15 protein-coding genes are annotated in these 13,485 nt (G+C 60.1%); 4 read left to right on the forward strand and 11 right to left on the reverse strand.

Annotated features, from left to right (window positions below; all coding sequences use genetic code 11):
- Nucleotide 1: 1 nt before the first annotated feature.
- On the reverse strand, nt 2-703 hold the full coding sequence (gene pcsA / locus HK44_RS01020; protein ID WP_431357293.1) for a phosphatidylcholine synthase: 702 nt from the start codon (nt 701-703) through the stop codon (nt 2-4).
- Between the two features lie 326 nt (nt 704-1,029).
- On the opposite strand from pcsA, the gene HK44_RS01025 reads away from it, so the two are divergent.
- On the forward strand, nt 1,030-1,728 hold the full coding sequence (locus HK44_RS01025) for an AzlC family ABC transporter permease (RefSeq protein WP_019689774.1): 699 nt from the start codon (nt 1,030-1,032) through the stop codon (nt 1,726-1,728).
- Nucleotides 1,728-2,039: an AzlD domain-containing protein gene (locus tag HK44_RS01030; RefSeq protein ID WP_024264669.1), complete on the forward strand. Its 312-nt coding sequence runs from the start codon at nt 1,728-1,730 to the stop codon at nt 2,037-2,039. Before HK44_RS01025 ends, HK44_RS01030 begins: the two co-directional genes overlap by 1 nt.
- Before the next feature lie 9 nt (nt 2,040-2,048).
- Here the strand turns inward: HK44_RS01030 and HK44_RS01035 are convergent, their stop codons facing one another.
- From HK44_RS01035 to HK44_RS01060, 6 genes are all read right to left on the reverse strand, one after another.
- Entirely contained in the window at nt 2,049-2,957 is a 909-nt protein-coding gene (locus HK44_RS01035; protein WP_019689776.1) for a MurR/RpiR family transcriptional regulator, read from the reverse strand.
- Nucleotides 2,958-3,077: 120 nt separating this feature from the next.
- Entirely contained in the window at nt 3,078-3,842 is a 765-nt protein-coding gene (locus HK44_RS01040) for an ABC transporter ATP-binding protein (RefSeq protein ID WP_019689777.1), read from the reverse strand.
- 18 nt (nt 3,843-3,860) lie between these two features.
- Nucleotides 3,861-4,973: a succinylglutamate desuccinylase/aspartoacylase family protein gene (locus tag HK44_RS01045; RefSeq protein WP_019689778.1), complete on the reverse strand. Its 1,113-nt coding sequence runs from the start codon at nt 4,971-4,973 to the stop codon at nt 3,861-3,863.
- A gap of 9 nt (nt 4,974-4,982) precedes the next feature.
- The gene (locus tag HK44_RS01050) at nt 4,983-5,678 is read right to left on the reverse strand and encodes an ABC transporter permease (protein ID WP_019689779.1); all 696 of its coding nucleotides are present in this window, start codon (nt 5,676-5,678) and stop codon (nt 4,983-4,985) included.
- 17 nt (nt 5,679-5,695) lie between these two features.
- Nucleotides 5,696-6,385: an ABC transporter permease gene (locus tag HK44_RS01055; RefSeq protein WP_019689780.1), complete on the reverse strand. Its 690-nt coding sequence runs from the start codon at nt 6,383-6,385 to the stop codon at nt 5,696-5,698.
- A 93-nt stretch (nt 6,386-6,478) separates the two neighbouring features.
- Nucleotides 6,479-7,255, reverse strand: coding sequence for an ABC transporter substrate-binding protein (locus HK44_RS01060; protein WP_019689781.1), 777 nt, complete (start codon nt 7,253-7,255; stop codon nt 6,479-6,481).
- A 286-nt stretch (nt 7,256-7,541) separates the two neighbouring features.
- On the opposite strand from HK44_RS01060, the gene HK44_RS01065 reads away from it, so the two are divergent.
- Nucleotides 7,542-8,327, forward strand: coding sequence for a sulfite exporter TauE/SafE family protein (locus tag HK44_RS01065; RefSeq protein ID WP_019689782.1), 786 nt, complete (start codon nt 7,542-7,544; stop codon nt 8,325-8,327).
- 54 nt (nt 8,328-8,381) lie between these two features.
- Here the strand turns inward: HK44_RS01065 and HK44_RS01070 are convergent, their stop codons facing one another.
- Nucleotides 8,382-9,428 (reverse strand): class I SAM-dependent methyltransferase, encoded by a 1,047-nt coding sequence (locus HK44_RS01070; protein WP_019689783.1) that lies wholly within the window; start codon nt 9,426-9,428, stop codon nt 8,382-8,384.
- A gap of 543 nt (nt 9,429-9,971) precedes the next feature.
- Here HK44_RS01070 and HK44_RS01075 point away from each other — a divergent pair.
- A complete protein-coding gene (locus HK44_RS01075) occupies nt 9,972-10,508 on the forward strand; it encodes a DUF4174 domain-containing protein (RefSeq protein WP_019689784.1) in 537 nt (178 codons plus the stop codon).
- A gap of 319 nt (nt 10,509-10,827) precedes the next feature.
- Here the strand turns inward: HK44_RS01075 and HK44_RS01080 are convergent, their stop codons facing one another.
- Genes HK44_RS01080 through HK44_RS01090 form a run of 3 tightly spaced genes read right to left on the reverse strand, consistent with a single transcriptional unit; the run spans nt 10,828 to nt 13,427 of the window.
- Entirely contained in the window at nt 10,828-12,009 is a 1,182-nt protein-coding gene (locus tag HK44_RS01080; RefSeq protein WP_019689785.1) for an acetyl-CoA C-acetyltransferase, read from the reverse strand.
- Nucleotides 12,010-12,032: 23 nt separating this feature from the next.
- A complete protein-coding gene (locus HK44_RS01085; protein ID WP_019689786.1) occupies nt 12,033-12,692 on the reverse strand; it encodes a CoA transferase subunit B in 660 nt (219 codons plus the stop codon).
- 36 nt (nt 12,693-12,728) lie between these two features.
- Complete coding sequence (locus HK44_RS01090) at nt 12,729-13,427, reverse strand: CoA transferase subunit A (protein WP_019689787.1); 699 nt, start codon at nt 13,425-13,427, stop codon at nt 12,729-12,731.
- Nucleotides 13,428-13,485: the final 58 nt, after the last annotated feature.

Consider the following 13,485-nt stretch of genomic DNA (forward strand, 5'->3'; position numbering starts at 1 on the left):
ATTAATGGTGAGTGCGCTCAAGCCAGTCAGCGGCCGAGCGGCAGATGCAGATCCCCAGGAAGTAAGCCGACATCGCAAGCCACAGCCCCATGACCCAAGGGTTGACGGTCGGGTGGTTGAGGACCAGTGACAGGCTGCAGAGCAACCAGATGGACGTCACGGCAATGTTGATCGGCATGAACCGCCGCACGCGAAACGGGTGCAGGAACTTCATCCGGGTCACCGTCAACAGTGCCAGGCCGATAATGGTCAGCAGCGTCAGCCAGGGGGGCGGCGCAATGATGTAGAGGCACAGGGTGACGACGTTCCACGCGGCCGGGAAACCCTGGAAGTAATTGTCCTTGCTCTTCATGTTGACGTTGCAGAAGCAATAGAGCGACGAGACCAGGATCACCGAGGTGGTCAGCAGCGGGGTGTAGGCCGGCAAGTCGATGTAACGGTAGATGAACAGGGCCGGGATGAAGACGTAGGTCAGGTAGTCGATGACCAGATCCAGTATGGACCCGTCGAGATGCGGCAGTACCGTTTGGACATTCACCTTGCGCGCCAGTGCGCCGTCCACACCGTCGACGATCAGCGCCACGCCCAGCCACAGCAGGCAGGCCCTGGGCTGGTTATCGAACAAGGCGAGGGTCGCCAGGAAGGCGGTCACCACGCCGGTTGCGGTAAAACCGTGGGCGCCCCAGGCTTTAAGCGTGGCCATGCGTCGGGTCGTTATCAAGGGGGCGTTCTCCAGCGAAAGAAACGGGCCAGTTGCTACCACCGACGGGGTCACCGGCAAACCTGGCTGGGCTGCACCTATCGACCGGGTATCCGGCGATAAGGTTCACCTGCGCTCAAACGACCCGAAGTCGACACCCATTAAAAATAGACCATCTCCTGTCGCTGCCATGTCTATCGAGCAGCACTTTTTACTGGTCGGTGCTCAACCACCTGCCTGCGCCTCGATGTGTGATTACGCAAGATTGTTCAAGACAGGGGGCCGATCGGCTGACACAGTTAGCAACCTTTCCTTAGTTGTAGAGCGCTATGTCTGACAATCTATTGCCACGCAGTGCTTTCCTGCGCGGCGCCGCTGCCGTCATGCCCTTGTCCCTGGCGACTGCGCCATGGGGGCTGTTGGCAGGTTCGATGGCCATTGAGGCCAACCTCACTCCACTGCAAGGCCAGGGCCTGTCGAGCATTGTCTTTGCGGGTGCTGCGCAGTTGGTCGCGATCGGGATGCTCAAGGGCGGCGCCGGGATTTTCTCGATTCTGCTGACCACCTTGCTGCTGACCTCGCAACACCTGCTGTACGGCATGAGCATGCGGCCGGTGGTTTCGCCGTTGCCGGGTCGCTGGCGGGTAGGGCTGGGCTTTTTGCTCACCGATGAACTGTTCGCACTGACCAGTCAATTTGACCAACGGCAGTTCAATCGCTGGTACGCCCTCGGGGTGGGCCTGACCTTTTATGTCGCATGGAATCTCTTCACCCTGGCCGGGATTGTGCTGGGCAGCAGCATTCCGGGCCTTGAACACCTGGGCCTGGATTTTTCCATCGCGGCCACGTTTATCGCGTTGATCACCCCCGTGGTGCGCAACGTTCCGACGATTGTCTGTGTGGCGGTTTCGCTGTTCTGCTCGGTGCTGTTCAACTACTGGCACTGGGGCTCGGCGCTGGTGCTGGCCGGCTTGCTGGGGATGAGTGCGGGGTTTGTCTGCAACAAGTTTTATGGAGCGCGCACATGATGGTCTGGGCGGTTATTTTCGGAATGGGCGTGCTGGTGTTCCTCAACCGCTATGTGTTCCTTGAACCACGGTTGCCCGTGCGCCTAAGCAGCAACGCGCGGCAATTTCTCGGCTTCGCGGTGCCGGGCATGCTCACGGCGATCTGCGGGCCGATCGTGTTCATGCCCGACCATCAACTGAATCTGCAGTACGACAACCCGTACCTGATCAGTTCTCTGGTCGCCATTGGCCTGGTGCTCTACACCCGCAGTACCCTGATTAGCATGCTGCTGAGCATGGGCTTCTTTTTCCTGCTGCGCTGGTGGCTGTGACCCGCCGACTTACTTTTTCGGGGTTTTGCTGCTGCCGGGAATGTGCAGGTAATTCATCACGCTTTCGGTAAGTTCGGTCGCCAGCTTCACCGCCTCTTTGTTACGCGCCATCACGCCGGCAACCAGGCCTTCGATCAGCGCCAGTACCGCGATGTTGGAACTGGTCAGCACCGGGTGGTCGGCTGGCGCAAACAACACGTGCTGAGCAATGTGGGTCAAGGGCGAGGCGGGCGAGTCGGTGATCGCCAGTACCGTCGCGCCACGCTCATGGGCAAAGCGCGACAGTTGCAGGGTGTCGAGGGAATAGCGCGGCAGCGAGATCGCCAGCAGCACGTCCTGATCGGTAATCGCAGCCAGTCGATAGGCGGCGTTTTCGTTGCCGCCTTCCATGCTGATCGCCGTGGCGTCGGCGCAGAACGGCATCAGTGTCGAGGCTGCGAGACCGGCCATGTAGACGCTGTTGCCAAACCCGAGGATGTAGATCTTGCGCGCCTCGATCAGGCAGGTAACCACGGCTTCGAAGGTGTCAGGGTGATTGTTGGTGCCGGCGGTGCCGAGGTTGCTGGTGGCGCTCTGGATCTGCTCATGCAGACCGAACGCACCACCGGGGCGGTGCGCCAGTTCGTTACGCAGTTTGTCCACGGGGGAGACCATCTGCTGCAAGGTCGCGACCAGCTCGGCTTTCATGCCACTGTAACCGCCCAGGTCCAACGCCTTGGCCAGACGGTTGACTGCCGCCGGCGAGGTAGCGGTCTCCAGGGCCATCTCTTCAATGGTCAGGGTGGCGGCCTTCAGCGGGTGACGCAGGATAAAGTCCGCCACTTTGCGCAGCGACGGCTGCAAGTCGGCAAGAATTTCTGCCAGCTTGCGCATGACCGGCGCGGCGTAGACTGTGGTGTTTTTCGAAGGAGTAGGCATAACCGGCTCAACATCCGCAGGAGGTTGGAAGGGACCCTATCTGGCCCCTGACATGAGTGCGCGCCAGTGTATCCGAAGCCGACCGTTGGCGTGCAGCACCCAGAGCGGTCGGCGAGCGGCTTACTTCAGGCTGCCGGCCAGAAACTGCTGGAGGCGTTCGGACTGTGGGTTGACCAGCACTTCACGCGGGTTGCCACGCTCTTCGACCTGACCTTTGTGCAGGAACACCAGTTGGTTCGACACCTCCCTGGCAAAGCCCATTTCGTGGGTCACCACTACCATGGTCCGGCCTTCCAGGGCCAGGTCCTGCATGACTTTCAGCACTTCGCCGACCAGCTCCGGGTCGAGGGCCGAAGTCGGTTCATCGAACAACATCACTTCCGGCTCCATCGCCAGCGCACGGGCAATCGCCACGCGCTGCTGTTCGCCACCCGACATGTGCGCCGGATAAGCGCCCATGCGATGGGCCACGCCGACCTTGTTCAGGTAGTGCTCGGCTTTTTCGCGGGCGAGTTTTTTGTCCAGGCCCAGTACATGCACTGGCGCTTCCATGACGTTTTCAAGGGCGCTCATGTGTGACCAGAGGTTGAAGTGCTGAAACACCATCGCCAGCCGTGAGCGCATGCGTTGCAGCTGTTTCGGCTCGGCGGCCTTGAGCCCTCCGGTTTTGTTGGCGACCAGTTTCAACTGCTCGCCATTGAGCAGGATGTTGCCCGAGTTGGGTTGCTCCAGCAGGTTGATGCAGCGCAGGAAGGTGCTTTTGCCCGAGCCACTGGAGCCGATGATGCTGATCACGTCGCCGGCTTTGGCTTCCAGGGACACGCCCTTGAGCACTTCGTGGGTGCCGTAGCGTTTGTGCAGGTCCTGAATTTCAAGTGTGTTCATGGTGTCGGTTCTCTTGTGTCAGTCGCTGAGCAAGCGACCCTGGCGAATGGGGGTACTGCCTGCGACCTTGGCCAGCCACAAGCCCGGTTGGGCAAAGCGCAGGCGTTCGCGGGCATAAAGGATGCCGTCGGTGCTGGCCTTCACCACGCTGTGGCGATCGGTCAGCGGGTCGAGCACTTCGAACAGCGGGTCGCCGACCGAGACCCGGGCACCCAGCGGTTGCAAAAAACTCACTACGCCGGGGTGTGGCGCATAGGCGTATTGCGCACCGGCGAAGGGTGTGGCGTCGCAGCAGGTGGCTGGCGCGTCTGGCCAGTCGCCGCGGATCAGGCCCTGTTCGGCCAGGTAGCCAAGGATCTGTTCGGCACTGGCCATGCACGGTTCCCGTTCGGTGTCGGCCATGCCGCGCAGTTCGATGGTGGTCGCCACGCAGGCCAGCGGAATGTTCGCCAGCGGGAACAGTTCGGCCAGGCGCAACCAGGGGATCGCGCAGGCTTCATCGAAGGCATTGCCGCCGGCGTCCTCGGCCAACAGCACGGCACCGGCGTCCAGGCGTGCGGCCAGTGAACGCAGACGCGGCCAGTTTTGCGGCAGGGCATACAGCAACATGATCGACTCGAAGTCACAGTGCAGGTCCAGCACCACATCGGCATCGCAGGCATGCTGCAACAGCAGGCGGCGCAGGCCGTCGAGTTCTGATTCGGCCAGCGGCATGTTGGCAATGACCTCGGTCATCGCACGACGGATCAGTGCCACGTTGGCCTCGGCATCCTCGCCCAGCTGACCTTTCAGGTGCACGGCCACGGCTTCGGCCAGATCCGGGAAGTCACGGTTGAAGTTCTTGCCGCTGTTGAATTCGAAGCGCCCCTGATGGGTGGCCTGGAACATTTGCCCGATACCGATCGGATTGGCCATCGGCACCAGCTCGATCACGCCGGTCAGGCAGCCTTGTAATTCCAGCTCGCGCAGACGGCGCTTGAGTTCGACGGCGACGCGCATGCCAGGCAGTTCGTCGGCGTGCAGGGACGCCTGGATGTAGGCCTTGCGTGAGCCGCTGCCAAATCGAAACAGCGACAGCGTGCGTTCAGTGCCGCAGGCGCTCCAGGGCAAAACGTAGTGGATGTGTTCCATTGGACTTCCTTAGTGCTTGCGTGGGGCCAGGTACGCCAGCCAGTGACGTTCGGCGAGCTTGAACAGGCGCACGAGAATGAAGGTCAGGGCCAGGTAGATCAGGCCGGCGGTGATGAACGCTTCGAACGGCAGGTAGAACCGCGAGCTGACCGTACGCGCCGCACCGGTGATGTCGACCAGGGTGACGATCGACGCCAGGCTGGTGGTCTGTAGCATCATCAGCACTTCATTGCTGTATTGCGGCAACGCCCGGCGCAAGGCCGAGGGCAACAGAATGCGGCGGTACAGGGTCAGGCGTGACATGCCCATCGCCTTGGCGGCTTCGATCTCGCCGTTGGGTGTGGATTTCAGGCTGCCGGCCAGCAGCTCTGCGCTGTAGGCACTGGTGTTGATCGCAAAGGCCAGGCAGGCGCAAAAGGTTGCGCTGGACAGGTACGGCCAGAGCACGCTTTGGCGTACGGCTTCGAACTGCGCCAGGCCGTAATAGATCAAAAACAGCTGCACCAGCATTGGCGTGCCACGAATGGCGTAGGTGTAGAGCCAGGCCGGGAAGTTGATCAGCGGCGAGCGGGAGACGCGTATCAATGCCAGTGGAATGGCCAACATCAGGCCAAAAGCCAGGGAAATCAGCAGTACTTTGAGGGTCAATAACGCGCCACTGAAATACAGCGGCAGGTTTTCCCAGATCAGGGTGTAGTCGAGCATGGTCGGTTCGCTCCCACTCACAGAACGGCGGCTTTGATGCCGACCGAGTAGTGTTTTTCCAGTGCGCGCAGCACCAGCAACGAGACACTGGTCAGCACCAGGTACAGCGCCGCCACCGCGAGGAAAAACGTAAAGGGTTCGTGGGTCGCGTCGGCGGCGTTCTTGGCCTTGAACATCATGTCCTGCAGGCCGATCACCGATATCAACGCCGTGGATTTGGTCAGCACCAACCAGTTGTTGGTGAAGCCGGGGATCGCGAAGCGAATCATCTGCGGCACCAGAATCCGCCAGAACACCTGGGCGCTGCTCATGCCGTAGGCCGCGCCGGCTTCAGCCTGACCTTGCGCGATTGCCATGAAGGCGCCGCGAAAGGTTTCCGAGAGGTAGGCGCCGAAGATGAAACCCATGGTGCAGACACCCGCCACAAACGGGTTGATGTCGATGTAATGGGTGTAACCGAGCCCGAGGGCCATGCGGTTCACCAGGTCCTGGCCGCCGTAGAAAATCAGCAGGATCAGTACCAGGTCGGGAATTCCGCGAATCACCGTGGTGTAGCCTTCGCCCAGCGTCGACAACCATTTGAGCGGCGAGAGGCGAAACGCCGCGCCGATCAGGCCCAGGGTAATGGCCAGTGCCATGGAGCTCAGAGCCAGATTGATCGACAGCCAGGCGCCATCGAGAATGCTCGATCCGTAGCCGTGAAGCATGATGAAGTTCCTCACCCGAAGCGCCGGCAGGCGCGCGGGACCAGCAAGAAAAGCGGCGTCGGCGCAAGGCCGACGCCAGCGTTACAGGAAGGCTTATTCGCCGTAGATATCGAACGCGAAGTACTTGGCCATGACCTGCTGGTACTTGCCATTGGCACGGATCGCATCAATCGCCGTGTTCAGGCGTGCCGCGTTCGCGGTATCGCCTTTGCGCAGCGCAATCCCGGCGCCCCGGCCAAAGTATTTCGGGTCATTGATGTCCGGTCCCACCAAGGCGAAGCCGTTACCGGCGGGGGTCTTGATGAAGCTCTCGTTGGTGTTGACGATGTCGGCGAGGGTGGCGTCCAGTCGGCCCGAGGCCAGGTCCAGGAAGGCTTCATTTTGCGACGAGTAACGCACCACCTCGACGCCGGCGGGCGCGAGTTGCTCGGTGGCGTAACGGTCGTAAGTGGAGGAGCGTTGCACACCGAGTTTCTTGCCCTTGAGATCGACCTTCGGGTCATTGATCGCCTGGCCGGCCTTCGCCGCGAACTTGCCGGGGGTGTGGTAGTACTTTTCGCTGAAGTCGACGGACTTCAGGCGGTCGTCGGTAATCGACATCGACGACAGTACCGCATCGATCTTGCGCACTTTCAACGAGGGGATCATCCCGTCGAATTCCTGAATGACCCACTGGCATTTGATCTTCATTTCTTCGCACAGGGCGTTGCCGATGTCGTAGTCGAACCCGCTGATGTTGCCTTCCGGGGTCTTGAAGGAGAACGGCGGGTAGGCGGCTTCGATACCGATGCGCAGGCTGTCTTCGTCGGCGTGGGCCAGGGTGCTGACGGCGCAAAACGCCAGAGCAGCCAGAAGTCCGGTCTTGTTCATATTGTTGACTCCGTGGATAGGGTGTTTGGGGGTGAATGCCTTCCGGTCTGGCGGGGGGGTGCAGCGGGTTGCGTGTCCATGGAGTGTATAAATGACACGTTTTATTTCATAAATCAAATGTATGAAAATAAAAATATCAAACTGGTTGCTGTGTCAGCCGGACGGTCAAGGAGAAAATGCCGAAAGTTATAAATTCAGATCATATTGGTATAAGTGGTTATAAGAAAAATCGCTATGCTGACTGCCAGATTTTTAAGTCGTCGCGCTGGTTTTGTAAGGTATGGCAATGGACTTCGGTAATTTGGGTTTTGTAGTCGCAGGCTTGGTTGTCGGGTTCGTTGTCGGAATGACCGGTGTGGGGGGAGGGTCGTTGATGACGCCGATTCTTCTATGGTTCGGCATCAATCCGGCCACCGCCGTCGGGACGGATTTGCTGTACGCCGCGATCACCAAGTCCGGTGGCGTGCTGGTTCATCAAAAGCACAGGAACATTGACTGGAAAATTACTGGGTGGCTGACGCTGGGCAGCGTGCCTGCGGTCGCTCTGACCCTGGTGTTTCTGAAGTACTTCAATACCGATCCCCAAGCGACCAATGCAATCATCAAACAGGCCTTGGGGATTGTGCTGTTGCTGACGGCGCTGGCGATTTTCTTCAAAAGCCAGCTGCTGGCGTTTGCCCAGAAACATGCGGGCGACCATTACCATTTGAGTAACCGCAACCTGAGCCTGCTGACCGTCGTGACCGGCGCGCTACTCGGCTTGATGGTCGCATTGACGTCCATCGGTGCTGGCGCCCTGGGGACTGTCGCGCTGTTTATCCTGTACCCGTTCCTGCCGACCAGACGTCTGGTCGGCACAGAAATCGCTCACGCCGTACCGCTGACCCTGGTTGCAGGATTGGGGCACGCGAGCATGGGCAACATGGATTGGCACCTGTTGGGTTTTCTGCTGATGGGGTCGTTGCCGGGGATCTACGTGGGCAGCCATTTGTCCGGGCGTATTTCTGATGGTGTCTTGCGTCCTTGCCTGGCGGTCATGCTGGTGTTCATCGGCTACAAATTAGTGTTTTGATCCCCGGCATGGCGCTGCCCCTCTCAGCGCCATGCCTGAGGCATACCCCCGCGATTATTTACGCGCCTCCAGAATCAGGTTGAAGGGTGTCTCTGCAGCCCGGCGGAAATGCTTGAATCCGGCCTGGGTGAATACATCCCGCAGCCGTGCTTCACCCGCTTGGGCCCCGAGCCCCAGGCCGACTTCCTGAGACAACGAGTTAGGCGTGCAGATGAATGTCGACGCGGCGTAGAACAGCCGTCCTACCGGGGTTGCGTTTTCATCGAGATGGTCATTGGCAAATGGCTCCACCAGCAGCACCGTCCCGTCGGGCTTGAGCGACTCATAGGCGTGTTTGGCTGCGCCCACCGGGTCGCCCATGTCGTGGAGGCAATCGAAGTAGCAGATCAAATCGTAGTCATTGCCTGGAAAGTTCTTGGCGGTACTTTGAACAAATCGAGTGCGATCGGCCACGCCACCTTCTTCAGCACGTTGGGTAGCAGTAGTGATGGACGGCGCGTGATAGTCGAAGCCGACAAAACTGGAAGCCGGGAAAGCTTTGGCCATGACTACCGTTGAAGCGCCGTGGCCGCAACCGACATCCGCGACCTTGGCGCCGGCCTGCAGTTTGTCCACTACGCCTTCAAGCGCAGGTAACCACTCGCCGACCAGGTGTGCACGGTAGCCGGGTCTGAAGAAGCGCTCGGTGCCTTTGAACATGCAGCTGTGGTGATCGCCCCAGGCGAGGGCGCCATTACCACGCATGGCGGCGATCAGCTTGTCTTTGTCATGGTAAAACGAGGCAATCACTGCGGCGCCGCCCGGGACATAAACCGGTGAGTCCTCGATCGCCAGTGCCAGAGCTTGTTCTTCCGGCAGGCGGAACTTCCCGTCGACGTGTTCCATGTAGCCAGAGGCTGCGTGCGCGCTGAGCCATTCGCGCAGCAGTCGCGCATTGCAGCCAGTCTTGCTGGCCAGCGCTTCAGGGGTAACAGGTTGGCTATCGGCCATGGCCCGGTACAAACCGAGTTCATCGCCCAGGATCATGTTCGCGAGCATCGCTGCACCGCCCATGTCGGAAACCACCTTGCCCATGAAGTCATTGAGTTTGGCTTCGTCCATAACTGCTCCTCCTGAAAAAAGACCACCGGTGAAGGAAGGCGTGTGCAGAGGCGGCAACCTTTCAGGCGGTAGTCGGATGGATGATCAGGGCGACACGGCAGGCGCGTTGTGAAGCCAAACCGTCTGCCACGCGAATGCCCGGACACGCAACATGTCCGGGCGAGTTGGACGCGAAAACGTCGTCCTGCATGACGTCACTGTGGGGCCGAGCCCCACAGGACGATTACGAGTAGCCATTGTCTCCAGCGTCATGGGCGGGTTTCTTCGACAAACTCGCTGCTTACGGACCCGGATTTGGCAACGTCCCCCCTACGGGGGACAAACTAAGTGTAGTACGCGATAAAACCCTGCACCGTGTGTTTCGGCACCTGGCGGTGCGAGCCTGGACAAACGGAATGACCTAAGCCCGTGTCGCTGGATACGGTTGCGGATTAAGCCCGCTCGCCTAAGCTTCGCTGCATGGCGATAGAAATTTCAGGCACTAAGCTGGATCTTTCGCTTTGATGCGCAATCATAAAGTGTGGAAATCAAAAGGAGATGCGCATGCTCATTCGGTCACTGACCCTCGCTACTCTGCTCGCTGTCGCCGGCCCTCTATTCGCCGCAGACAACGACACGCCCCTGGCCCAGGAACGCGGCAGGAACCGGCCGCTGATCGTCATCGCTCCCAGCAGCATCGACCCGACACTGGTCAGCCTGAAAAAGTCCCTGGCGGAACCGGCCAACAGCCAGGCCTTCAAAGAACGCAATATGGTGCTGTACACCGTGGTCAACCTCATGGGCCAACGTGACGGCAAGGACCTCGATGCACAAACCACCATGGCGCTGATTCGCGAGTTGAAACTGGGCGTCAGTGGCGAGACCAAGGTCATTCTGGTGGGCAAGGACGGCGAGAAAAAACTCGACCACCTCGGCCCGATAGAAGCCAAGGATCTGTTCGCTACCATTGACCAGCTTCCAGCCGCCGAGAAAGAAGCGACACCCCCTGCGCCACCGCCGGTAGAGGCTGCGCCGGTCAAGGGCGGAAAAAAGGGCAAAGGAGCAAAACCGGCAGCGCCACCGCAACCTTTGGATGATTGATCAAACCTTTGGATGATTGATCAATTGTGGCGAGGGAGCTTGCTCCCGCTGGGTCGCGAAGCGACCCTAAAGCCAGTCACCGCGAGCATTCAGATGGGACGCGATTGCCGGATTACGACCGCTTCGCAGTCGAGCGGGAGCAAGCTCCCTCGCCACAGGTTTTGTGTTCGAAGCGCTTTTCTCTTAATGGACGGGTTCCTGGAAAAGCAGTTTTCGCTAGGCAAAAAAAACCCGGCGCCACCGAAGTCGCGCCGGGTGTGTTGCCAATCAGCGAGCGGATATCGTGGGTCCGCACGCTGACTGTTGAACCCGTGCGGGTTTAGGCCCGCTCGATTGCCAGGGCCACGCCCTGACCACCGCCGATGCACAAGGTGGCGAGGCCTTTCTTGGCATCACGCTTGATCATTTCGTGCAACAGCGACACCAGCACCCGGCATCCGGACGCACCAATCGGGTGACCCAATGCAATGGCGCCACCGTTGACGTTGACCTTGCTTGCATCCCATTCCAGCTCTTTGCCGACCGCCAGCGATTGCGCGGCGAAGGCTTCGTTGGCTTCGATCAGGTCCAGCTGATCGAGGTTCCAGCCGGCCTTGTCGAGGCAGCGGCGGGTCGCGGAAACAGGAGCAATGCCCATGATCGCCGGGTCGACGCCGGCATTGGCGTAGGCGGCAATCTTTGCCAGCACCGGCAAGCCCAATTGCTTGGCCTTGTCGGCGCTCATCAGCAACACCGCAGCGGCGCCGTCATTCAGCGAAGAGGCATTGCCGGCGGTGACGCTGCCGTCTTTCTTGAAGGCCGGTTTGAGCTTGGCCAAAGACTCGGCGGTCGTCTCGGCGCGCGGTTGTTCGTCGATCGCGAAGGACAACGGCTCACCTTTGCGCTGCGGGATCAGGATCGGCGTGATCTCGTCGGCAAAACGCCCGGCTGCGATAGCCGCCGTGGCTTTTTGCTGCGAAGCGGCGGCGAAGGCGTCCTGCTCCTCACGGGTCAGGTGGTACTTGTCCACCAGGTTCTCGGCGGTGATGCCCATGTGGTAGTCGTTGAACGCATCCCACAGGCCGTCGCTGATCATGCTGTCGACCATTTTCGCGTGGCCCATGCGCAGACCGGTGCGAGCGGCCGGCAACACATACGGCGCCAGGCTCATGTTTTCCATGCCGCCGGCGATGATCACCTCGGCGTCGCCGCAACGAATCGCTTGCGCGCCCAGATGCAAGGCCTTGAGGCCCGAGCCGCAGACCTTGTTCAGGGTCAGTGCCGGAACGGCGTGCGGCAGGCCGGCGAGGATCGACGCCTGACGCGCCGGATTCTGGCCGGAGCCTGCGGTCAGCACCTGACCGAGGATCACTTCATCGACCTGATCTGCTGCCAGACCGGTTTGTGCGAGCAATTGACGAATCACCGCGGCACCGAGTTCCGGAGCCGGGATGCTGGCCAGCGAACCCTGAAAACTGCCAATGGCGGTACGGGTGGCGGCAACAATCACAACGTCTTGCATCGAATTTCTCCTCAGGGTGCGGTTCAGGCGAACTGCATTTCCGGAACATGGTCGGGAACGATCAGTTTACCAGCAGTCTTGCTGACGATTTCCTCGACGCTCACACCGGGTGCGCGCTCCTTGAGGATGAACGCGCCGTTTTCGATTTCCAGGTAGGCCAGATCGGTCAACACGCGTTTGATGCAATTGGCGCCCGTCAGCGGCAGGCTGCAATACGGCAGCAGTTTCGACTCACCGTCCTTGGAGGCGTGGGTCATGGTCACGATGATGTTGTCTGCACCGGCCACCAGGTCCATCGCGCCGCCCATGCCCTTGACCAGTTTGCCGGGGATCATCCAGGAGGCGATGTTGCCGTGTACGTCGACTTCAAAAGCGCCGAGCACGGTGAGGTCGATGTGACCGCCGCGGATCATCGCGAAGGATTCGGCGGACGAAAAAATCGAGGCGCCAATGCGCGCGGTGACGGTCTGCTTGCCGGCGTTGATCATGTCGGCGTCGACTTTATCGTCGGTCGGAAAGGCGCCCATGCCGAGCAGGCCGTTTTCCGATTGCAGCATGACTTCCATGCCTTCGGGGATGTAGTTGGCGACCAGGGTCGGAATGCCGATGCCGAGGTTCACGTAGTAGCCGTCTTTCATTTCGCGGGCGACGCGCTGAGCCATTTGTTCGCGGGTAAGAGCCATTTTTTTATTCTCCACTGTTCGGGCTGGGGGCGAGGATCACTTACGCACGGTGCGTTGTTCGATACGTTTTTCGAACGTGCCGCAGATGACCCGGTCGACGTAGATGCCTGGGGTGTGGATCTGCGAAGGGTCCAACTCGCCGGGTTCAACGATCTCTTCGACTTCAACCACAGTGATCTTGCCGGCGGTGGCCGCCAGCGGGTTGAAGTTCTGCGCGGTGTGGCGGTAGATCACGTTGCCGAAGTGGTCGGCTTTCCAGCCTTTGACGATGGCGAAGTCGCCGGTGATGGACTCTTCCATCAGGTACGGGCGGCCCTTGAATTCACGGATTTCCTTGCCCTCGGCTACCGGAGTGCCGACGCCGGTGGCGGTGAAGAACGCCGGAATGCCAGCGCCACCAGCGCGCATTTTTTCCGCCAGGGTGCCTTGCGGGGTCAGCACGACTTCAATCTCGCCGCTCAGCAGTTGCTTTTCGAACAGGGCGTTTTCGCCGACATACGAGGCGACCACTTTGCGGATCTGGCGGTCTTCCAGCAGTACGCCGAGGCCAAAACCGTCAACGCCGCAGTTGTTGGAAACCACGGTCAGATCGCGGGTGCCTTTGCGCTTGATCTCGGCGATCAGATTTTCCGGAATACCACACAGTCCGAAGCCGCCAGAGATCACGGTCATACCATCTTCGAGACCTGCCAGAGCCTCTTCATAGGAACTCACGCGCTTGTCGAAACCTGCCATATGCACCTCTTTTATTCTTTGTGGGCGGCTGGCTAGCCGTATGGAGTGGAGTGTTGCT

Source organism: Pseudomonas fluorescens HK44 (genome assembly GCF_000217955.3).
Lineage (GTDB): Bacteria > Pseudomonadota > Gammaproteobacteria > Pseudomonadales > Pseudomonadaceae > Aquipseudomonas > Aquipseudomonas fluorescens_AQ.